This is a genomic window from Flavobacterium sp. GNP001 (assembly GCF_054343775.1).
Window position 1 is genome coordinate 1,833,133 of record NZ_JBTGUX010000001.1, and the last position, 22,812, is coordinate 1,855,944.

Annotated in this window: 13 protein-coding genes; 8 read left to right on the plus strand and 5 right to left on the minus strand. The window is 35.3% G+C overall.

Going from position 1 to position 22,812, the window contains the following annotated elements; all coding sequences use genetic code 11:
• Positions 1-44 precede the first annotated feature (44 nt).
• From ACXX8U_RS07790 to ACXX8U_RS07800, 3 genes are all read left to right on the plus strand, one after another.
• A complete protein-coding gene (locus ACXX8U_RS07790; protein WP_458565362.1) occupies positions 45-4,055 on the plus strand; it encodes a PAS domain S-box protein in 4,011 nt (1,336 codons plus the stop codon).
• A gap of 31 nt (positions 4,056-4,086) precedes the next feature.
• Entirely contained in the window at positions 4,087-4,947 is an 861-nt protein-coding gene (gene ypfJ / locus ACXX8U_RS07795; RefSeq protein ID WP_458565363.1) for a KPN_02809 family neutral zinc metallopeptidase, read from the plus strand.
• 191 nt (positions 4,948-5,138) lie between these two features.
• On the plus strand, positions 5,139-6,428 hold the full coding sequence (locus ACXX8U_RS07800) for a DEAD/DEAH box helicase (RefSeq protein ID WP_458565364.1): 1,290 nt from the start codon (positions 5,139-5,141) through the stop codon (positions 6,426-6,428).
• Positions 6,429-6,643: 215 nt separating this feature from the next.
• Here the strand turns inward: ACXX8U_RS07800 and ACXX8U_RS07805 are convergent, their stop codons facing one another.
• Positions 6,644-8,179: a YifB family Mg chelatase-like AAA ATPase gene (locus ACXX8U_RS07805; protein ID WP_458565365.1), complete on the minus strand. Its 1,536-nt coding sequence runs from the start codon at positions 8,177-8,179 to the stop codon at positions 6,644-6,646.
• A gap of 235 nt (positions 8,180-8,414) precedes the next feature.
• Here ACXX8U_RS07805 and ACXX8U_RS07810 point away from each other — a divergent pair, with 235 nt between their 5' ends.
• The 4 genes from ACXX8U_RS07810 to ACXX8U_RS07825 all read left to right on the plus strand — a co-directional run bounded on the left by ACXX8U_RS07810 (position 8,415) and on the right by ACXX8U_RS07825 (position 14,786).
• Positions 8,415-11,408 (plus strand): amidohydrolase family protein, encoded by a 2,994-nt coding sequence (locus tag ACXX8U_RS07810; RefSeq protein WP_458565366.1) that lies wholly within the window; start codon positions 8,415-8,417, stop codon positions 11,406-11,408.
• A 65-nt stretch (positions 11,409-11,473) separates the two neighbouring features.
• The gene (locus tag ACXX8U_RS07815; RefSeq protein ID WP_458565367.1) at positions 11,474-12,781 is read left to right on the plus strand and encodes an amidohydrolase family protein; all 1,308 of its coding nucleotides are present in this window, start codon (positions 11,474-11,476) and stop codon (positions 12,779-12,781) included.
• Positions 12,782-12,787: 6 nt separating this feature from the next.
• Complete coding sequence (locus ACXX8U_RS07820; RefSeq protein WP_458565368.1) at positions 12,788-13,165, plus strand: PH domain-containing protein; 378 nt, start codon at positions 12,788-12,790, stop codon at positions 13,163-13,165.
• Positions 13,166-13,469: 304 nt separating this feature from the next.
• Entirely contained in the window at positions 13,470-14,786 is a 1,317-nt protein-coding gene (locus tag ACXX8U_RS07825) for an ammonium transporter (RefSeq protein ID WP_458565369.1), read from the plus strand.
• Between the two features lie 133 nt (positions 14,787-14,919).
• Here the strand turns inward: ACXX8U_RS07825 and ACXX8U_RS07830 are convergent, their stop codons facing one another.
• The 4 genes from ACXX8U_RS07830 to ACXX8U_RS07845 all read right to left on the minus strand — a co-directional run bounded on the left by ACXX8U_RS07830 (position 14,920) and on the right by ACXX8U_RS07845 (position 21,650).
• Positions 14,920-16,767 carry a CocE/NonD family hydrolase gene (locus ACXX8U_RS07830; protein WP_458565370.1) on the minus strand — a complete coding sequence of 616 codons (1,848 nt, stop codon included), beginning with the start codon at positions 16,765-16,767 and terminating at the stop codon, positions 14,920-14,922.
• A 222-nt stretch (positions 16,768-16,989) separates the two neighbouring features.
• Positions 16,990-19,026, minus strand: coding sequence for a protein-disulfide reductase DsbD family protein (locus ACXX8U_RS07835; protein ID WP_458565371.1), 2,037 nt, complete (start codon positions 19,024-19,026; stop codon positions 16,990-16,992).
• Complete coding sequence (tilS, locus tag ACXX8U_RS07840) at positions 19,026-20,336, minus strand: tRNA lysidine(34) synthetase TilS (protein ID WP_458565372.1); 1,311 nt, start codon at positions 20,334-20,336, stop codon at positions 19,026-19,028. The genes ACXX8U_RS07835 and tilS overlap by 1 nt, the downstream gene beginning before the upstream one ends.
• Before the next feature lie 24 nt (positions 20,337-20,360).
• Entirely contained in the window at positions 20,361-21,650 is a 1,290-nt protein-coding gene (locus ACXX8U_RS07845) for an anthranilate synthase component I family protein (protein ID WP_458565373.1), read from the minus strand.
• Positions 21,651-21,899: 249 nt separating this feature from the next.
• Between ACXX8U_RS07845 and ACXX8U_RS07850 the strand changes: the two genes are divergently transcribed.
• A complete protein-coding gene (locus ACXX8U_RS07850) occupies positions 21,900-22,793 on the plus strand; it encodes a DUF4349 domain-containing protein (protein WP_458565374.1) in 894 nt (297 codons plus the stop codon).
• Positions 22,794-22,812: the final 19 nt, after the last annotated feature.

Consider the following 22,812-nt stretch of genomic DNA (forward strand, 5'->3'; position numbering starts at 1 on the left):
ACGCTTGTAAAACTATAGCAGCTTTACAAATAAACAATTCCTTGATGGAAGAGATATCAGTGCTTGCGAGTGCCGTGCCAGTCTCATTCATTGACAAACTTGCGATGAATAATAACTTATTCCGCATTCTGAATCCATTTATTTTACTGTTATTGTTTTTGATTATTTTCAAATTTTCAAAAATCACACAGCTTCTTTTTCCTGATTTTATCACACGCAATTCGGAAAAAGATTCAAAAAGTGAAGAATACCAGCTTTATTTTTTGTTTATTGGAATCATAGTTCCTTTTTTGGAAATAAGTTTTGAAATTTTTGGAATAAGAGATTCCAGCTTGTTAGCTACAAATTGTTTTATCGGTGTTTTTTTTCTGGGACTTTACTTTTTAAGCAAAAAAAACGATTTTATTTATCGTAATGGAGAGAAAATTTTCCGCGTTTTATTCCTAATTGCTCTGGTTTATATAGCTCGAAATATCATACTGTACTCGCCAGATATCATACCGTCTATTGCATTTGTTACGGCTTTTTTCTTCTCATATTCTATTATAAAGCCCCAAAAATGGTATTGGATTTTAGTAGCCATTGTTTTGATTTTCTTGTTTGTATTGATGATTTTCGAAATCATTCCTATAAACACCGCGATCATTTTATTCAATTATTGCATAGCAGTAGTGGTGGTAAACTATATCAGACAACTTTCTATTTTAAATCTAAAGAACAAACTTAATTTCAACAACCAAATCATTAATAAAGGGAACTCATTAATTTTAGCTACCAACATCAAAGGTGAAATTGTATTTTGTAGCGATAATGTTGAATCTATTTTAGGTTACTCTGTAGATCAAGTTATGGGCTTAGGATACTGGAAATTAACGGAGGACACAGAGTTTTATGGCGAGGAATATCACAAAAAATTTAAAGCAGACCGCGTGTTTACACGTCGCCTCAAGTGCAAGAACGGAGATTACAAAATTATTCGATGGAACGACAAAAAATTTTCGAATGACCTCATCATTGGAATTGGCCAAGATGTTACGCATGAAATGGAAATGCAAAATCAATATGAAAACCTCATTCAAAACGCAATTGACTTAATCTACGAAGTAAATGATAAAGGGCAGTTTGTATTTGCAAATGAATTCTCCATTAAAACATTGGGTTACAAAAAAGAACAAATTATAGGTAGTTATTTTACTGATTTCATCCGTAAAGACCATGTTTCATCTATGGCAGATTATTATTTGAATAATGCAGCCGATAAAACTTTTTTCCCTACCGTTGAATTCCCAATGATCAAAAGTAATGGAGATGAATTGTGGATATCGCAAAAAGTAATTATTCGTCGTAACGAGCATGGAAAAATTATTGCTTATTCCGGTATCGCAAGAGACATAACTAAGTTCAAAGAAATTGAATTAAACGCCAAAAATCGCCAGAAAAAAGTAGATGAATACAACAAAACCATAGCGAAACTTTCTACCACCAATTTTAGTAACTACATTAACCTTGAACTTAGTATTAGGCAAATTATTCAGACAGCTGCTAAGGTCATGAAATGCAATAGAGTAAGTTACTGGAAATATGAAAAAGATAAAATTATTTGCGAAATTTTATTTGAATTAGATCGCAATTCCTTCAGCAAAGGAGAAGTATTGTACCAAGAAAATTTCCCTTTGTACTTCGAGAAATTAACTACTCGAAAACAAATTTGTGCGTCCAATGTTTTTAAAAAGAGAAGCTTAAAAGAATTTCATGCCGATTATTTTACCAAACACAATATTAAATCAATCCTAGATATTCCATTAATTTTAAATGGTGAAGTATATGCTATCTTATGTCTAGAGGGCACTCATAATAAAATAAAATGGGACAATGAAGACATCAGTTTTGCTAAATCAATTGCAGACATAATTGCTCTAACTATCATTTCACAAAGCCGCTATGAAACAGAGGGTAAACTGGCATACAAGAGTGAACTATTGTCGGCAATGGCTTTGTGTACCGAAAATTTCTTGAATTGTACTGATCTCAACGATATCTTTGCAGATGCACTAGTTATTATGGGTAAAGCTACAAAATCCCATCGATCGTATTATTACGAACACAACCAAGAAACAGGATTAATTAGTCAAAAGCACCGTTGGTTTGTGCACAATACTGAATTAAGCGAGACCAACCCGAGGCTGCAAAACCTACCCCACTCAGAATTTGAAGAACTTTTAATTCCGTTACTAAATAACGAAATTTACGAGGCGACTATTTCGCATATCGAAAACAAATCGCTTCGACAAAAACTAGAAAGTGTCGAGGTAAAATCGCTCATCTTGTTTCCTGTTTTTATAAAAGATAAATTCCAAGGATTTTTAGGATTTGATGATACAATAACTGAACGCTATTGGAGCGAAGACGAGGTGACGATTTTAAAAACCTTGGCTCGAAATATTGCTTCGTCAATAGAACGTATTACCAATGAAACTGCCATTTATGAAAGTGAAGAAAAATTTCGTTCGTTAGCTAACAACATACCTGGAACGGTATATTTATCAAACTACGATGAAAACAATACTAAAATTTACATCAACGATGAAGTAGAGAAATTAACTGGTTATCCAAAATCTGCTTTTTTAACTAATCAAATATCCTTTATCGATCTTATTCATCCAGAGGATAAAATAAAAACGATCAACGAGCAAAAAGAAGCAATCGAAAACAAGAAATCAATTCGTCAAACATACCGCATTATACATAAAGACAACCGCGTAGTATGGGTAGAAGAATTTGGAGATGCCATTTATAAAAATGATAAAATTGCTTTTTTAGAAGGTATTTTTATTGATATTACTGAGCGTGTTATGGCTGAAACTGCCGTTCAAGAAAAAGAGTTAGCAGAAGCTGCCAACAAAGCAAAATCAGAGTTTTTAGCTAACATGAGCCATGAAATACGGACACCTCTTAATGGCATTATTGGGTTTACAGATTTGCTAATGAAAACTATGCTAGGACCTACTCAAAGTAAGTACATGAAAACCATTAGTCAGTCCGCACACTCTTTACTTGACATCATTAATGATATTTTGGATTTTTCTAAAATTGAGGCTGGTAAACTAGAATTGTATATCGAGAAATGCAATCTTAACGAGCTTCTTCATCAAGTGATTGATTTGATTTTATTTGAATCCAATCAAAAAAAGTTAGCATTAGAATTGCATATAGCAGACGATTTACCAAAATTTTTCCTTTTGGATAGTGTCCGATTAAAGCAAATTTTAATCAATCTCTTGGCCAATGCAGTAAAATTTACTGAAAAAGGAAGTATCAAATTAGAAGTAAAAATGCTCAACCCCTTAAAGGATGGCAGCGCTACTATTCGTTTTGCAGTAAAGGATACTGGAATAGGAATATTAGACGAAAATAAAAAGAAAATCTTTCGGGCGTTTTCACAAGAAGACGGATCAACAACAAGAAAGTTTGGCGGTACCGGTCTTGGGCTAACTATTTCTAACCAACTACTTGGCCTTATGAATAGTAAGTTACAACTCGAGAGCACTGCCAAAAAGGGAAGTACTTTTTATTTTGACATAAAATTACAAACTTGCTCTGAAATTATTGTTAGCGAAAGTCTATTTGATACTGATTTTAACGCCATAAAAGATATGGTCGTAAAAAATAAAATCAGCTCAAAAATGGCAACAGTGCTGATAGTAGAGGACAATAAAGTGAATATGTTGTTATTAAAAACAATTTTAAAAAACCTGTCCTTTCCAACTACAATCCACGAAGCTACAGATGGATCGCAAGCTGTAGAGCAATTTGAAAAATGGAAACCTGACCTTGTTTTTATGGATATCCAAATGCCAGTAATGAACGGTTACGAAGCTACAGAACAAATACGTAAATTAGAGTCAGGCAAGCATGTGCCTATTATTGCGATCACTGCCGGAACCGAAAAACAAGAAAGAGACAATTGCCTGAAAGCCGGAATGAACGATTATATCCCCAAACCTATCATTAAAGGCATCGTGGAGGAGACATTTTTCAAATGGCAACAAGTATAAAAAAAACAAAATAACAGCTAAATTAAAACTTATGAAATGGAGTGGCAGACGCGAAAGCGGAAATCTTGAGGACCGCAGAGGAATGTCTTCTGGGGGTAAAACAATTGTTGGCGGTGGAGTAATAGGTATCATAATCCTTTTACTAAACACATTTGGTGGTGAAAACGCTCAAATGCTGACTCCAATATTAGAACAATTAAATCAAGGCGGTCAAAGTGCGCCAACCGAGCAAAGAGACCTTACACAAGCTGAGCTTACAGAGGGCAAAATGGTAGATGCGATTTTAACTGACACTGAGGATGTTTGGACCAAAATTTTTCAAGAAAACAACTTACAATACAAAGAACCAACTATGGTGTTGTTTTCAGATGCTGTAAATACAGAATGTGGAAGTGCAACATCAGCATCCGGACCATTTTACTGCCCTGCTGACCAAAAAGTTTATATGGACTTGACCTTCTTCAATGATCTAAAAACCAAATTTGGTGCTCAAGGAGGCGATTTTGCAACAGCCTACGTAATTGCACATGAAATAGGTCACCATGTACAAACCTTATTAGGCACATCAGCCAAGATGCGACAAATGCAACAAGGAAAAAGTCAAGCCGAAGCCAACAAATTATCTGTAGCTCTCGAGTTGCAAGCTGATTTTTATGCGGGTCTATGGACGCACTACAACCAAAATATGAAAAACTTCCTTGAAGAGGGAGACCTAGATGATGCACTTAGTGCTGCACATGCCGTAGGCGACGATGCAATTCAGTCGAAAATTCAAGGGCATATCGTTCCAGAATCATTCACACATGGCACTTCAGAACAGCGTAAACAATGGTTTATGAAAGGCTATAAAAGTGGTGATATCAGACAAGGTAATACTTTCGAAAAGCTGTAAACAACAGCTAAGATAAAAAAGAAAAATAGGGATCTACCCTATTTTTTTTACTAAAAAAACAAAATTGTGATTTAATATTTACAAAAAATAAGTAATATTCTGTATAAACCAGCTTATCAAAAAATTAGCAGTACCTTCGCGCACAATTAAAAGAAGTTTTTTTTTTTGTAAATGCTTCGTAAACACCATATATGTCATTCAAATCGTTAGGATTATCTGATGAGCTACTCAAAGCCATCAGCAAAAAAGGTTACACAACCCCTTCACCAATACAACAAAAAGCAATACCACCCATTTTAGACGGAAAAGATGTTTTAGCCTCAGCTCAAACCGGTACCGGAAAAACAGCTGGCTTTACATTGCCAATTTTACATACGCTTGCTCAAGGAGTACAACTGCGCAACCGCCCAATTAGAGCGTTAATACTTACTCCAACTCGCGAATTAGCAGCCCAAATTTTAGCAAATATTAAAGAGTATAGCATCTTTTTAGACCTAAAAAGTGCTGTGATTTTTGGCGGAGTAAATCAAAATCCGCAAGTAACACAATTACGCCAAGGCGTGGATATTCTGGTTGCAACTCCAGGACGATTGATCGATTTACAAAACCAAGGTTTAATAAGCTTAAATAAAATTGAAATCCTTGTACTCGATGAGGCTGACCGCATGCTCGACATGGGATTTCTAAGAGACATTGAGCGAATTTTAAAAATCATTCCTGCCAAAAGACAAAACTTATTATTCTCAGCTACGTTTTCTCCAGATATCAAAAAACTAGCAATGGGCATTTTACACCAACCCGTTCATGTTGAGGCAACTCCTGAAAACACAACTGTTGAAGCTATTGCTCAAAAAATATATCCTGCGGCTAAAGAGAAAAAAACCGAATTAATTATCAAATTAATTTCGGAAGGCAATTGGAAACAAACACTCGTTTTTACGCGCACCAAACAAGGTGCTAATAAATTGTGTGAGAGCATGAATAAAGCCGGAATTGTAGCTGCTGCCATCCATGGAAATAAAGGACAAGGCGCACGAACAAAAGCTTTAGATGGCTTTAAAAAAGGAACTGTCGCCGTGCTTGTGGCAACCGATATTGCTGCCAGAGGACTCGATATTCCGCTATTACCACACGTCGTTAACTTTGAATTGCCAAATATTCCTGAGGATTACGTACACCGCATTGGTCGTACAGGTCGCGCGGGTGCTAGCGGCGAGGCCATTTCATTGTTTAGTCCTGACGAAACACAATTTTTAAGAGATATCGAAAAACTAATTGGATTGCGCTTGCCTAAAGAGCAAATTCCAGGTTTTGAGGCCGACCCAAATGCATCTACCGCTCCTATCAAACAAGGGCAAGGCAGACCGCAACGCAATTCCACACCAAAGCAACCTAAAGCTGATGCTAGTAAGCGTACAAGCCCAAATAGCTTTGGTCCAAGAAGACCAAAACAAAATAACGAAAGACGTTCATCTAACTAATATTGGTTGTTTTAGGAGCAGAAAATCTCATTTCAGAACCTAAATTGTCCCGCTTTCCGTTGCAATCTCCCGAAAAAAATCGGGAGGATTTACACTTCAATCGGGGCTACAAATCACCTATATCTTTCAAAACAAATATCAAAACTACTTTCATTAACGAGAGTAGTTTTTTTTTTGAATTTATGCTGCCAATTTTCGAAGGTACCATAATAGAGTTAGCCCAACCAACCATCGCGGTCTAAACTTCGGTACTGAATAGCTTCTGTAATATGCATTGCCAAAACATTCGGAGCTGCATCTAAATCGGCTATCGTTCTTGCTACTTTCAAAATCCTATCATACGCTCGAGCCGACAAGTTCAAGCGCTCCATAGCTGTTTTTAATAATAATTTAGAACTATCGTCAAGTACACAATATTCTCGAATGTGTTTAGTATTCATTTGTGCATTGTAATGAATGTGATCCATTTGCTCAAAGCGCAATGTTTGAATTTCTCTTGCGGCAGTAACTCGTTCCCGAATCGAAACACTGCTTTCTGCCTTGCGATCATCTGATAATTTATCAAAAGGAACAGGCGTAACTTCAATATGAATATCAATGCGGTCTAGTAAAGGCCCTGAAATTTTACTTAAATAACGTTGCATTTCATGCGGAGAAGAAGTTTGTGGCGCGTCAGGATCGTTAAAAAATCCACTCGGACTCGGGTTCATACTTGCCACCAACATAAAAGAAGACGGATAGGTTACGGTGAATTTAGCTCTTGAAATAGTTACTTCTCGATCTTCAAGTGGCTGTCGCATCACTTCTAAAACATCTCGTTTAAACTCCGGTAACTCATCCAAAAACAAAACTCCGTTGTGCGCCATTGATATTTCACCAGGCTGCGGATAACTACCTCCACCCACCAAAGCTACGTTTGAAATCGTATGGTGCGGACTCCTGAATGGCCTTTGATTCATCAAGCCTACTTCTTTTAATTTTCCCGCTACACTATGAATTTTAGTAGTTTCAAGCGCTTCCCGCAAAGTCATAGGCGGCAAAATACTCGGTAAACGCTTGGCTAACATAGTTTTTCCAGCTCCAGGCGGACCTATTAAAATGATATTGTGTCCACCGGCTGCTGCGATTTCCATACATCGCTTTATGCTCTCCTGCCCTTTCACATCCGAAAAATCAAACTCAGGAAAATCTAAAGTTTTATAAAACTCAGCTCTCGTATCTATTTTTGTAGGTTCCAAAGTACCCTTGCCTTCAAAAAAATCAATCACTTCTTGTACGTTTTCAACACCATAGACATCTAAACCTGCAACAATAGCAGCTTCTTTTACATTTTGCTTTGGCAGAAAAAAACCTTTAAAACCCTCTTCTTTTGCTTTAATTGCAATAGGCAAAGCACCGCGAATAGGTTGTAAACTGCCATCGAGTGACAGTTCGCCCATAATAATGTACTCCGACAAAGCATCGGCTTGAATTTGCCCAGAAGCGACAAGAATACCCATCGTCAAAGTTAAATCATAAGCAGAACCTTCTTTTCGCAAATCAGCAGGAGCCATATTAATTGTAATTTTTTTACCAGGCATGGCAAATCCGTTATTTTTAAGAGCGGCGGCTATGCGGTAGCTACTCTCTTTTATGGCATTATCAGGCAATCCTACCAAGTGGTAGCCAATACCTTTATCCATGTTAACTTCTACGGTTATGGTTGTCGCTTCGACTCCAAAAACAGCACTACCAAAAACTTTAACTAGCATATAATCACTATTTTATTTCTAAAAATAAAAAAATATTTCAAATTATACCTACAAATCTTACATGTAATATTAATTATTGCAGAAAAGATAAAAATGATTGCATATTACAGCGTAATTTTATTAAAATCACTTCAAATTCATAGAATAACTATCAAAAATAAATGTTAAAATCAGAAATAAACAAGGTGAAATATTAACATTTTTTTACTTTTAAGAACTAATTAGAAACTAAACCATGAAAAAAATTGTATTACTGCTGATTTTGAGCATCTTCATGCCAAAATCCTATGCTCAGGAATACTTTCCAAACAACGAAAGTATCCCGAACAAGACCAATCATTTTACTGCATTTACCAATGCTACTATTTATGTGACACCCACACAAATTATCCAAAAAGGAACCTTATTAATCCAGAACGGAAAAGTAGTAAATGCGGGAACTAACATTGCTATTCCAAAAAATTGCACCACTGTGGATTTAAATGGAAAATCAATTTACCCATCCTTCATTGATTTGTACACCAGCTTTGGAGTAGAAAAACCAAAACCTGTAGCAACAGCGGGTCGTGGTTCATTATACGATACCAAACGCGTGGGCTATTATTGGAATGAAAACATCAAATCAGAACAAAATGCTTACCAAGCTTTCAAATACGACCAGGCCAAGGCGGAGGAATTCCTTAAAGCAGGCTTCGGCGTAGTAGGAACTCACGTTCCTGACGGAATTGCTCGCGGTACAGGAACTCTAGTTGCATTAAATAATTTTGATAACAGCAAACAATTGCTAACAGACAAATTAACCAATCACTTTGCTTTTTCAAGAAGTGTAACTACAGCACAATCTTACCCAAGTTCATTGATGGGAATGATGGCTTTATTGCGTCAAATGTATCATGATTTAGATTGGTATAAAAAAGGAAATTCAAAAACAACGGATTTATCTTTAGAGGCTTTGGCTAAAAATGAAAAATTAGTTCAAGTTTTTACAACCGAAGATAAACTGAATAGTTTACGTGCTGCCAAAATTGCAAAAGAATTCGGCTTAAGCTACATCCTAAAAGGAAGCGGAAACGAATTTGAACGTATTGAAGAAATCAAACAAACGAATTCTAAATTTATTATTCCAATCAACTTTCCAGAGGCTTATGATGTATCCGACCCGAATCAAGCCAACCAAATGGAGTTAAAAGATTTGAGATTTTGGAATCAAGCACCAACCAATTTAAAAGTATTGTCAGATAACGGAGTTGTTTTTGCTTTGACAACTGATAAATTGAAAAAAATTGAAGATTTTAGAACCAATCTTTTAAAAGCCATTCAATACGGTTTTGATAGTACAAAAGCATTAGAGGCATTAACTACCGTTCCTGCAGCGCTTTTAGGAAAAAGTAATGAAGTAGGATCTTTAAAAAATGGAAGTTTAGCCAACTTTGTGATTACATCAGGAGCAATTTTTGACGCTAAGACGGTAATGTATGAAAACTGGGTACAAGGAAATAAATTCGTAATCAACGATTTAAACACCAAAGATATCAGAGGAAACTACGATTTAACCATTGGAAATGAAAAATTCAAATGGAAAATCAACGGAGAAATCAACGCTCCTAAATCAGAAATTACAACAACTGATGCTAAAAAAGTGAATTCAAAATTGACATTCACCAACAATTGGGTTTCTACAGTGGTAAAACCAATTGATTCAACAAAAACGAACTTTACTAGATTAATTGGTTATGTTGACAATACCGATAATTTATCTGGAAAAGCGGTTTTGTTTGATGGATCAGAATTGAAATGGGCTGCTGTAAAAACGGCCGCTTTTGCAAAAGCAGTAGATTCTGTAAAAGTAGAAAAAGGACCAACAATAATGCCCGTTACTTACCCGAACATTGCCTACGGAAACACGAAAAAACTAACAGCAACTACCCTTTTATTCAAAAATGCAACTGTTTGGACCAATGAAAAAGAAGGAATTCTTGAAGAAACAGATGTACTTGTTAAAAATGGAAAAATCGCTGCCGTTGGAAAAAATCTTTCAGATGCAAGCGCTACTGTTGTTGATGCAAAAGGAAAACACCTTACTAGCGGAATTATTGACGAGCACTCGCATATTGCCATTTCAAATGGAGTAAACGAAGGTGGTCACAACTCTAGCGCCGAGGTAACTATTCAAGACGTGGTAAACTCAGAGGATGTCAATATTTATAGAGAATTAGCTGGTGGAGTAACTACTTCGCAATTGCTTCACGGATCAGCAAACCCTATTGGTGGTCGCTCTGCAATTGTAAAATGGAAATGGGGTGCTGCTGCCGATGAAATGTTATACAAAAACCAGCCAGGCTTTATCAAATTTGCACTTGGTGAAAACGTAAAACAATCGAACTGGGGTAATGTAAACCCAACTCGTTTCCCACAAAGTAGAATGGGAGTTGAACAAGTTTTTACAGATTACTTTCAACGTGCAAAGGATTATGATGTAGCTTGGAAAGCATACAATTCAAGCAACAAAAAAGGCAAAGCGCCTCGCGTAGATTTAGAATTACAAACCTTAGCTGAAATTTTAAACAAAGAGCGTTTTATTTCTTGTCACTCTTACGTACAGTCTGAAATCTTGATGTTGATGAAGGTTGCTGAAAAATTCAATTTTAGAGTAAATACATATACGCATATTTTAGAGGGATACAAAGTTGCCGACAAAATGAAAGAACATGGTGTTGGAGCTTCTACTTTCTCTGATTGGTGGGCTTACAAATTTGAGGTAAACGATGCTATTCCGTTCAACGGACCTATCATGCACAACGCTGGATTGGTTGTAGCTTATAACTCTGATGATGCCGAAATGTCAAGAAGATTGAACCAAGAAGCTGCAAAAGCAGTTAAGTACGGCAATGTATCTGAAGAAGATGCTTGGAAATTTGTAACATTAAACCCTGCAAAATTATTACACATTGATGATAAAGTAGGAAGTATCAAAACTGGTAAAGATGCTGATATCGTTTTATGGAACGCCAATCCGTTATCAATTTATGCCAAAGCAGAAAAAACTTTAATTGAAGGTGTTGTGTATTATGACGTTCAAAAAGACGAAGAACAAAGAAAAGCAATCACTAAAGAGAGAAGCGAATTGATTGGTCAATTATTGCAAGAGAAAAACAAAGGAATGAGCACACAACCTGCTACAAAGAAAGAAAAAGTAGAATACCACTGTGATTCTCTTGAAGAATTGTAGTTAGTAGTACAATAGATTTCTTTAAAAGCAGAGCATTGCTCGATTCAATTCTAAAACTTAAAATTATGAAATTTAAAAAAATAATGCTTGCAACCTTGATGCTTGGTGCATCTACTCTTTTGCAAGCGCAACAAACTCCAGCCAATAAACAAACCAAGTCTGTTTTGATCTTGAATGCAACGGCACACATCGGTGATGGGACTGTTATTGAAAACAGCGCCATTGGTTTTAAAGATGGTAAAATAACGCTAATTGCCGATGCAAGAACGATCCGCTTGGCTGCAGATGCTTATGATACAACAATAAATGCAGGAGGCAAGCACGTATATCCTGGTTTTATTGCACCCAACTCTACATTAGGTTTAGTTGAAATTGATGCCGTAAAATCATCTGATGATGAAAGCGAAATTGGAAGTATGAATCCAAATGTTCGCAGTATTATTGCTTACACGGCTGATTCTAAGGTAATCGAAACCGTACGACCAAACGGAATTTTAATGGCTCAAATTACGCCAAGAGGTGGAATCATTTCAGGCTCATCTTCAATTGTACAATTGGATGCTTGGCATTGGCAAGATGCTTTGGTAAAGGAAAACGATGGTATGCATTTGAATTTTCCATCTACTTTTAGAAGAAGCGGTTGGTGGGCTGAGCCAGGAGCAATTGAGGCCAATAAAGATTATCCAAAACAAGTAAATGACCTAAATTCTTTTTTCACCAATGCAAAAGCCTATTTGGGTGATACGGCCAAGGAAAGAAATTTGGTATTAGAATCTACAAAGGGACTATTTGATGGTACGCAAACCTTATACATTCACGCTAACGAAGAAAAACAAATCATCGATGCCGTACAATTTGCCAAACAAAACGGAATTAAAAAAATGGCAATTGTTGGAGGTTATGAAGCGTATAAAGCAGCTGAATTGTTGCAGAAAAACAACGTAGGTGTATTGTTGAAGCGCGTGCATGACATGCCTGAAAACGATGATCACGATGTTGATTTGCCTTATAAAAACGCAAGACTATTAACCGAAAAAGGAGTTTTAGTGGGCTTAGAAAACAGTGGTTCACACGAAAGAATGAACACCAGAAACTTACCATTCCTTGCAGGTACTTGTGCCGCTTATGGTTTAGATAAAGAAGCAGCATTACAATTAATTACTTCAAATACTGCTAAAATTTTGGGTATTGATGAACAATGTGGTACCTTAACACAAGGTAAAGACGCGACTTTATTTATATCAGAAGGAGATGCTTTGGATATGAGAACAAATAAACTAACCAACGCCTTTATTCAAGGAAGAGCTATTAGTTTAGAAACACACCAAACACGATTAAACGAGCGTTACAAAACAAAATACAATCAAAAATAAATAAAAATGGGACTATTTAATGCAATTTTAGGAAATGCCTCAGAAGTAGATATCGAAAAAATTTCAGCAGAGTTTGAGCCCATCTTGATCGATGGAGAACATATTGAAAAAGCATACAAGCTTATCAAAGACCTCTTTTTGTTTACAAATAAGCGACTGATATTAGTCGAGAAACAGCTTGTAGGCACCAAGGTAGACTATCTAACGATTCCCTACTCTAGCATTAAAAAGTTCTCAAAAGAAAGTGCTGGAATTTTAGATATGGATGCAGAGCTAAAAATTTGGCTCAATCATGATAACGCTCCAATTACAAAACAATTTGGAAAAGGAGGCAACAATATTAATGAAGTCTACAGAATTTTAAGTAAGCATACTTTAAAATAAGTACTTTTAAATTCATAGTGAAAGCGCTATTCGAGTCAAATCGGATGGCGTTTTTTTTATTCAGTGCATTTGAAAATTGAATTTTTATCCTACAATCTATCGGTAAGACCTCGGTTGCCTTTAATAGCCATTAAAGCATAAATCTTATTTTAACAAATTATAAAATTAAGAGTAAAATAATCCTATACCTATAAAAAAATAGGGGTGCTAATATAAAAATGATAAAAATTTAATACTAACTATCATTTTTCACAGGGTGCAATGATGATTTTTATACTTTTATTGAAATTTAAAACAAACAACTATGAGAAAAATTATTTTAAGTGTGATTTTAATCGCCATTTTACTACTGACCCTTTTTTCAAATTATTTTATACTTGAAAGTCCCACTCCGACCGAACCCGTAAAATTTGACACAGGAGATACCGCTTGGATGATTGTAGCAACAGCACTTGTTTTAATAATGACTCCTGGATTAGGTTTTTTTTACGGAGGAATGGTTGGCAAAAAAAATGTAATTAGTACCATGCTTCAGAGTTTTATGGCTATGATAATCGTTACTGTATTGTGGGTTGTAATAGCATTTGGATTATCATTCGGCCCAACAATTAATGGAATTATCGGTAATCCATTACCCAATTTAATGTTTCAAGGCGTAGGGACAAATACCGCTTGGAGTCTTGCACCAACAATACCTTTCTTGTTATTTGCTTTGTTTCAGGCGAAGTTTGCTATAATTACACCCGCTTTAATCACAGGTGCATTTGCAGAAAGAATCCGTTTTTGGGCTTACCTTTTATTCATGGTTTTGTTCATTTTATTAATATATACCCCTTTAGCACACATGACTTGGCATCCTGATGGGATATTCTTTAAAATGGGAGTATTAGACTTTGCTGGTGGTACAGTTGTACACATGAGTGCAGGTTGGGCTGCATTAGCGGGAGCCATATTTTTAGGAAAAAGAAAAGCACAAAAACCTAATCCTGCCCGCATCACTTATGTATTGTTGGGAACTGGATTATTATGGTTTGGATGGTTTGGTTTTAATGCTGGATCTGCATTAGGTTCAAACGGCTTAGCTGTTCAAGCACTAGGAACTACTACTGTTGCAGCTGCTGCTGCAGGAATGGCATGGGTATTTCTTGACAAAATTCTAGGACAAAAATTATCAGCAATGGGCGCATGTATTGGTGTAGTTGTAGGTTTAGTAGCTATTACTCCAGCAGCTGGGTTCGTTAGTATTTCACACGGAATTTTTATCGGTGCCTTTGCAAGTATTGTTAGCAATCTTGTTGTGAGAGCTTTCCACAAGGGGAAAATTGATGATGCTTTAGACGTATTTGCTTGTCACGGTGTTGGCGGAATGGTTGGAATGCTTCTAACAGGAGTTTTTGCATCTAAATCAATCAACTCAGTTGTTGGCGACAAACAAGGACTTATTTTTGGAGATTCCACTTTATTTCTAAATCAATTAACGGCTTTGGCAATTGTATCTGTTTTTGCCTTTACTGCATCATATGCTTTGTTTTTCATTGTAAACAAAATTACTCCACTTAGAGTAAGCGAAGAAAAAGAAGAACTTGGACTTGACATTACACAACACGGTGAGTTTTTATAAGAGGAACAAACCAGTTTAAATAAAAAAACACTCTGAAAATTCAGAGTGTTTTTTTGTATAATTTGATTTTAATTTGAAATTTAAAAGCAAGCTTTTATCTACTTTTTAAAAGACTATAGAATAAGTATTTCATTTATTTTAACACCGTAAACTCAATACTTGAATCATTGTAAATACGATGTATTTGTTTTTGAAAATCTTCTGGCTTAGCATAAAAAATATTTTCTACAAAAGTCTGTGGATTTAAATCAATTAAAGGAAACCAAGTACTTTGTACTTGAATTTGGATTTTATGTCCTTTTTTGAAAGTATGAAAAACATCTTGTAACTTAATATTCACTGGTGTTTTCTCGTTAGCAACAAATGCTTCTGGTTTAGAAAAACTATTACGGAAACGCCCACGCATCACTTCGCTACGTACCATCATGTGGTAATTACTCATTTTTAAATAAGGAGCAACCTCCTTAGTCTCTGGTTCATCAGCAGGAAAAACATCGATGACTTTTACAATCCAATCAGCATCAGTACCTGTGGTAGCAACTTGTAGTTTAGCTAAAATTTCACCTGCCAGAGTCGTGTCATCTTGTAAAACTTCCGTTTCAAAAACAACTACATCAGGACGTCTAGCGGCAAAACGTTGATCATCGGTCATGTATTTCCTCGGTGTAAGACCCGCTTGTTTAGTATCTTCAGAATAAGGAACTGGTTTTTTAGGATCACTAATGAATTCTTCAAATGAAATATTTCTCTTAGCCATTTTTGTCAATTGACTTCCTTGCAAAAAGAAATTTTGTTTTTCAGTATTTTGTGGAGGCCATATTTCATAGGTTTTCCACTCTTTTCTACCAGTATCAAAAACAAAAGCCTCTGGCAATTTATTTTCTCCTTTTCCATTATTTTTTAAGAAATGACGGAAAAAATTCGCCTCAATATTTTTTTGGTAATAAGCTGAAATACTATCGCCAAAATTGATATTACCAATAACTTGTTTAGCGGAATTACGAGCCCAATCACCATGACTCCATGGTCCCATTACGATGGTATTGTAATTTTTGCTGTTTTTTTCAATAGTACTGTAGGTGTTCAATGGACCATACAAATCTTCCGCATCGAACCATCCACCTACTGTCATTACTGCTGGTTTGATATTTTTTAAATGTTGCAATAATCCTCTTTTTTGCCAAAAATCATCATAGCTTGAATGCTCTTTTAATTGCTGCCAAAATTCATTGTCTTTACCATAATATTTATCTAAATTGGATAATGGCCCCGCGTCCAAGAAAAGCTGGTAATCGTCATTCGTTCCTACATTGGTAAATTTGTACCACGGCTCGGTGGTTCGCTTCGTTTTTTGTGGTCCAAACAATGGTGTTACCTTCCAATAACTTAATAAATATGCACCATTATGATGAAAATCATCAAAAAAGAAATCAGCAATACACGCTTGCGGAGAAACCGCTTTTAAAGCTGGGTGATTACTTAACAACGAATAACTCGCGTAAAACCCAGGATATGAAATACCCCAAGTACCAACATTTCCGTTATTATTAGGTACATTTTTAACCAACCAATCAATCGTATCGTATGTATCAGAAGCTTCATCAACGGCTATTTTTCCTTTTTTGTTCGGTATGTATGCTCGCATATTGTCATACAAACCATCACTCATAAAACGCCCTCGTACATCTTGATAAACAACAATATACCCTTCTTTCATCATGGTCTCACTAGGCCCAACTGCACGCTTGTACTGCCCTTCACCGTAAGGCCCAGAATTATAAGGCGTACGCTGCATGATGATGGGATATTTTTTAGAAACATCCTTTGGAGAATAAATAGCGGTAAATAACGATTGCCCATCGCGCATTTTTATATGCACTTCTTTTTTAGTATAGTTTTCGGCTACATAATTCGGCACTTTATCTTGTGCTAAGAGAATTGCACCCACAAAAAGCAGCACAATACTAAATAGTTTTTTCATAAGTTTTTTTATTAAAAAATAGTGTTTAAAGATATAAAAACTACTCGAAATTGAAAGCCAATAGCTAGCTTTTTTAGAAAGAAAACAAATAACTAAATCAAAAAATAAATGCGAATTTAATCGCTATTCCAACCAATATGAATTAGCTTGAAAACAAAAAAAGCACTAAAAACACTTTTATTCTAGTGCTTTTAGTGCTTTATTGTTCAGTAAAAAAAGTATTTACTTTTTATTAAAATCATCTATACCTTGGCGTAACCATGCTTGATAAGCTGTAGCATCTGAATTATAACTTTCTGGTTTTTTGGATAAAGAATTACCCTCGTAATCTAATATGATATAATAGGGCTGCGCATTGGATTTAAACTTTGTAATTTGAAAATCACTCCATTTATTTCCTACAGTAACAATTTCTTTTCCCGTTTCTTTCGAAACGTATTGTTCACTTTTTGGTAAATCTTTTTTAGAATCAACATACAATGAAATTAGAACAACTTCCTTTTGTAATATAGATAAAATCTTGGGCTGTGACCAAACATAATCCTCCATCTTACGGCAATTTACGCACGCATAACCAGTAAAATCAAGTAAAACAGGTTTGTTAACCGATTTCGCGTAAGCCATACCTTTTTCATAATCTTCAAAAGCAATTAAATCATGTGGCCCAAGGTGCGCTCCATCTGGCAACGATTGACTTGAATTTGTTGCGGATCCTTTTGAATTTCCTACACCATAAGGACTTTCACTGTAAGTCATGGGCGGTGGAAAACCAGAAATAACTTTTAAAGGCGCTCCCCAAAGTCCCGGAATTAAGTAAACAGTAAAAGATAACACTACTAATCCAAGTGATAATCTACCAACAGAAATACTGTTCAATGGGCTATCATGAGGTAACGTAATTTTTCCAAATAAGTATAATGCAAGAGTACCAAAAATTGCAATCCAAATAGCCAAGAATACTTCACGCTCTAATAAATGTAATTGCAATACAAGATCTGCATTTGATAAAAATTTGAATGCCAATGCCAATTCTAAAAATCCAAGTACAACCTTAACAGTATTTAACCAGCCACCTGATTTTGGTAATGAATTCAACCAACCTGGGAACATAGCAAATAACATAAACGGCAAGGCTAAGGCCAAAGAAAAGCCAAACATTCCAACCACAGGAGCAATTCCGCCCTTAGATGCTGCTTCTACTAATAACGTTCCTACGATTGGTCCCGTACAAGAAAAAGATACAATCGCTAAAGCCAAAGCCATGAACAAAATACCAACCAATCCACCTCTGTCTGCCTGCGAATCGACTTTATTTGCCCAAGAGTTGGGCAACATGATTTCGAATGCTCCTAAAAATGAAGCCGCAAAAACAACTAAAAGAACAAAAAAGATTATATTGAACCAAACATTTGTAGACAATGCATTCAGCGCATCAGCACCAAAAATAGCAGTTACCAATAATCCTAGAACTACATAAATAAAAATAATTGATACTCCGTAAATTACCGCATTGCGAATGCCGGCTGCTTTGGTTTTACTTTGTTTTGTAAAAAAGCTCACTGTCATAGGTATCATAGGGAACACACAAGGTGTCAATAATGCTGCAAAACCAGATAAAAATGCGATGAAAAAGATAGACAGTAAACCCTTTTTTTCTGATGTATCTTCCACTTTTGACACTTCAGCAGAAGGCACTGATGCTGTAGATTGCTCTCGAACTGTATCCGCTACTGTCGTTGCAACTGAATCAGTTGCTGATTTGATGGTATCAACTTTTGTTATTGTAGGCGTAATACCCTCGACTGAAGGAACTGTAGGAACTTTTAAAGTGAAATTTTTCTCCTGATTGATACAAACATCTTTGCACACTTGATAATTAAAGTCAACTTTGATTTCAGTTAACTTAGGATTTGTAATCTTAATTTCTTGTTGGATTTGTGCTTTCTTTTCGAAAAAAGTTTCATTCACCTCAAAAATATCATTGTAAGCAGTTCTAGTTTTGCTCTCTTTGGCTTTACCAACCAAAGTATAATTACCTTTTTGATTTTTAAAAATAATTTCTAATGCAAGAGGGCCTCCATCTGGTGTGAATTGAGAGTATAAGTGCCAATCATTTTCAATAACCGCATTAAAAGTTAAGAGATATGTAGAACCACCTTTGTTTTCAATTTTGGTGGTCCATTTAGCAGGATCTAGAACTTGTGCACTTGAATTGGCGTAGACCAAAAAAGCAAATAAAATAAAGAATAATTTTTTCATTAGCGTACTTCTATTTTTAAAATATTTTTAGTTGTTTCGGTTACTTTAAACCGTTCGTCTGGTCTTAATCCAACAATCCAAACAATTTTTTCATCGGAATATAGCAACCAAGTTTGCTCTTTTTCATTTAAAGACAATTTTTCATCCTTAAAAAACTTACTGACTTTTTTTGACTTCCCTTGCATACCAAAAGGATGAAAAACAGCTCCCTCACTCCACTTTTGCAATCGCAATGGGTAGTGTAACAAATCTGCGTCTACAAAGATAGAAGTATTTGAGGCGATACTAATGTCCGCTACTTTGCAAAACGTTAGATTTAAGGGAATATTAACTTCTTTTTGATTTTCAGAAATAAAATATTCCTCACTAGCATTTACGAAATTTAATGGACTTAGGATTAAAGAATTTCTGTCTTTCAATAATCGATAAGTTGGCGAATATACAAACTTACCCGTCTGACTTTCGACCAAATTATAAATATCATCCCAAGCCGTAAAGTCAAATTCTTTCAACCATTGGTACAAGTAAGATTTAAAATTTGGCAATTTTATTAAATTATTCAAATCAAAATAAATAATGTCATTTTCCTGCCTTGCTACTTGTTGATACACCATAATTGAAGCATCCTCTACCATTTCTTGTGCTTCCTGCAAATAGTTCTGTGTTTTACCAAAAGATGAAAGAAAGTTTGGATTTAATTCTTTGAACATCGGAACTAGATGATGGCGAATTTTATTCCGAAGATATTTATCAGAGGCATTACTGCTGTCTTCACGCCACGCAATACCATTGTTAGCCGCATATAATTCAATTTCTTCTTGGGTAAATGTAAGCAGCGGGCGAATTATTTTATCATTTTGCTCAGGAATGCCTGTTAAACCCTCTAAACCTGTCCCACGGCTCAAATTGATCAAAAAAGTTTCTAAATTATCATCTGCATGATGTGCCGTCAGTACATAATCATAGCCCTCAGTTTCCAATAATTCATAAAACCAATTATAACGCAATTCACGTGCAGCAACTTGTGTTGAAACAGCATAATCTTCGGCAAAAGCCTTTGTATCAAACTGTGTTATAAACGCTTTAATATTATTTGACAACGCATAATCATTGACAAAATTTTGATCTTCAAAACTCTCTAGACCACGTAACTGAAAATTGCAATGCGCAAGTGCTAAGTCATAATTTAGGTTTTGAAACAAATGCAACATTACCATACTATCCTTTCCACCGCTAACAGCCAACAATAGTCGCTTGCTGTCAAGAAATGAAAAACGTTCCGAAAGAATTTCTTTTAAAGTATCAATCATTAGGATAATTTTATTGATTAAAATTTACTCTTGCAAAACTGCATACATCGCCTTAGCTTTTAATAAACATTCTTCGTATTCTTTTTCAGGAATTGAATTAGCTGTAATTGCACTTCCTACTGAAAATGACAGGTATTTTTTTTCTTCGTTATACAAAATACTTCGAATAACAACATTAAAATCGAAATCGCCATTTGGAGTAAAATACCCAACAGCACCGCTATACACACCGCGTTTAGTTTCTTCTAAACGATCTACAATATTCATAGCTGAAATTTTTGGAGCTCCCGTCATGCTTCCCATTGGAAAAGTCGATTTTATCACATCAACAGCCGTGTAAGGTTCTGCCAAACGTGCTGTAATTGTCGAAATCATTTGATGTACTTGTAAAAATGAGTAAATTTTACAGAGTTCAGTAACTTGAACACTTCCCTTCTGAGCGGTTCTTGACATGTCATTTCGAACCAAATCAGTAATCATAATATTTTCAGAGCGCTCTTTCGGATCTGCGAGCAAGGCATTTTTTGATGCCTCGTCTTGTTCCACATCCAAAAAGCGCTTAGCCGTACCTTTAATCGGTTGCGAAATTATCAAATCTCCCTCTTTACGCAAGTAGCGTTCCGGCGAAGCTGATAAAATAAAATGCTTATTATTCTTGAAAAAAACAGCAAATGGAGGTTGTGAAATTTCGTTCAACTTCAAAAATTTTTCCAACGGATTAATCTCCGCTTTTTCTGCGAAAAACTCCATACAAAAATTGACTTCGTAAATATCTCCTCGATGAATATGGCTTAAAATATCATTGACCTTTGTTACATAATCCTTTTGTGAAATTCTTTCTTCAATAGTTATCGTTCCCAAACTATCAAATTGCAGTTCTTCGGTTGCCTGAATAGACTCGAAATCGTAATCAATTTCATCATCACATAAAAACAAATATTGCATTTCTAATTCTTGCCCCTTCAAGATAAATATCTTTTTAGGCTGAAAAAAAAACAAATCAGGAAAATCTAGATTATCTCGATTGGAAGAGGTAACGCTCTCAATGTCATTTTTTAAGTCATAGGACAAATACCCAAATAACCAATCCTTGGTACTTTCTTGATATTGTTTCAAGTCCTCAAAAGCGTTCGCGTAGTCTGTTTGTATGGCTGTGAATGCATCAACAGCAAGTATACAATCGGCACTAGAATATCGTTGTGGATAAGAATTACTGTCTAAAAATACAACTTCACGAAACTGTTGCGCCCATGTTACAAGTTGTTGCTTGATTTGCAATGGATTTTCAACATTTTTTATGATGGATGTTCTCAAGGAATTGAAATATTTTTGATAGCTCAAAATTACAACAATTTTAGGTGAAATGAGCAATGATAATTATCCTCAATGGCAATAATCTTTAAAGTTTATAATTAAAAAGCATACCCGATTGTAGCAACTTCAATTTATCGGCATGAAATTTGGATTGCGTGAATTGTACCATTTTACTTAAGTAATAAAACGCAATTGAAGAAGAAAACACCTATTAACAAATAAATTATTCACCTAAAAAACAAAAAAATTATGCTTAAAAAACACCATGCTCTACAACCTTTACTGCTAATAATTGTAGCTGTTTCTTGCAAAAAAGCCGAAGCTTTAGAAGAAACTGCTTCAGATACTACAACTTCTTCAAGCGGCAGTACCAACACACTTTCTTCAGCTGCTGCGGTGCAATCAAAAAATAGCGATAGAAAATTTGTTCGTACTGCCGATATTAAATTCAAAGTAAAAAATGTTCCCAATTCCACTTACATCATTGAAAATGCTACCACTAAATTTGGAGGTTTTGTCACATATACCAATTTACAAAGCACAATTTCTGAAAAGAATGAAGTTAAAATTAGCCAGGACAGCACTTTAGAAATTACCAAATATACAGTAGAAAATAACATTACCATTCGAGTTCCCAACACCCAAATGGATACCGTAATTAAAACCATTGCGAAACAAATTGATTTTCTGGAATACCGAGTAATCAAAGCCGATGATGTTTCATTACAACTACTCTCGAATCAATTAAAAGAAAAACGAGAAGTAAATCAGGAAAAGCGCCTCACAAAAGCGATTGATGGCAAAGGCAAAAAACTAAATGAAGTAGTACAAGCTGAAAACCATCTGAATCAAAAATCTGAACAAAAAGACAATAGCAAACTCGAAAATATCTCACTAGCTGACCAAGTAAATTTTAGTACTTTAACGTTACAAATTTACCAACGTGAAACTATTAAGAAAGAAATGATCGCTAACGAAAAGCAATACCGTCAAGGTTTTGGTTCGAAAATAATTGATGGTCTAGAAAACGGATGGTATCTTCTTGAAGGAATAATTGCAATAATCGCACAATTATGGTCGATTATTTTGATAGGTATTTTGGGCTATTTCGGTTATAAAAAATATTTTCAAAAAGGAAATTAAACAAAGAAACCCGTTCAAA

What these genes read in the sequence shown, in the direction of transcription:
- ACXX8U_RS07790 (WP_458565362.1), top strand. Translation starts at nt 45, where the DNA reads ATGGAAGAGATATCAGTGCTTGCGAGTGCCGTGCCAGTCTCATTCATT.
- ypfJ (WP_458565363.1), top strand. Translation starts at nt 4,087, where the DNA reads ATGAAATGGAGTGGCAGACGCGAAAGCGGAAATCTTGAGGACCGCAGA.
- ACXX8U_RS07800 (WP_458565364.1), top strand. Translation starts at nt 5,139, where the DNA reads ATGTCATTCAAATCGTTAGGATTATCTGATGAGCTACTCAAAGCCATC.
- ACXX8U_RS07805 (WP_458565365.1), bottom strand. Translation starts at nt 8,179, where the DNA reads ATGCTAGTTAAAGTTTTTGGTAGTGCTGTTTTTGGAGTCGAAGCGACA.
- ACXX8U_RS07810 (WP_458565366.1), top strand. Translation starts at nt 8,415, where the DNA reads ATGAAAAAAATTGTATTACTGCTGATTTTGAGCATCTTCATGCCAAAA.
- ACXX8U_RS07815 (WP_458565367.1), top strand. Translation starts at nt 11,474, where the DNA reads ATGAAATTTAAAAAAATAATGCTTGCAACCTTGATGCTTGGTGCATCT.
- ACXX8U_RS07820 (WP_458565368.1), top strand. Translation starts at nt 12,788, where the DNA reads ATGGGACTATTTAATGCAATTTTAGGAAATGCCTCAGAAGTAGATATC.
- ACXX8U_RS07825 (WP_458565369.1), top strand. Translation starts at nt 13,470, where the DNA reads ATGAGAAAAATTATTTTAAGTGTGATTTTAATCGCCATTTTACTACTG.
- ACXX8U_RS07830 (WP_458565370.1), bottom strand. Translation starts at nt 16,767, where the DNA reads ATGAAAAAACTATTTAGTATTGTGCTGCTTTTTGTGGGTGCAATTCTC.
- ACXX8U_RS07835 (WP_458565371.1), bottom strand. Translation starts at nt 19,026, where the DNA reads ATGAAAAAATTATTCTTTATTTTATTTGCTTTTTTGGTCTACGCCAAT.
- tilS (WP_458565372.1), bottom strand. Translation starts at nt 20,336, where the DNA reads ATGATTGATACTTTAAAAGAAATTCTTTCGGAACGTTTTTCATTTCTT.
- ACXX8U_RS07850 (WP_458565374.1), top strand. Translation starts at nt 21,900, where the DNA reads ATGCTTAAAAAACACCATGCTCTACAACCTTTACTGCTAATAATTGTA.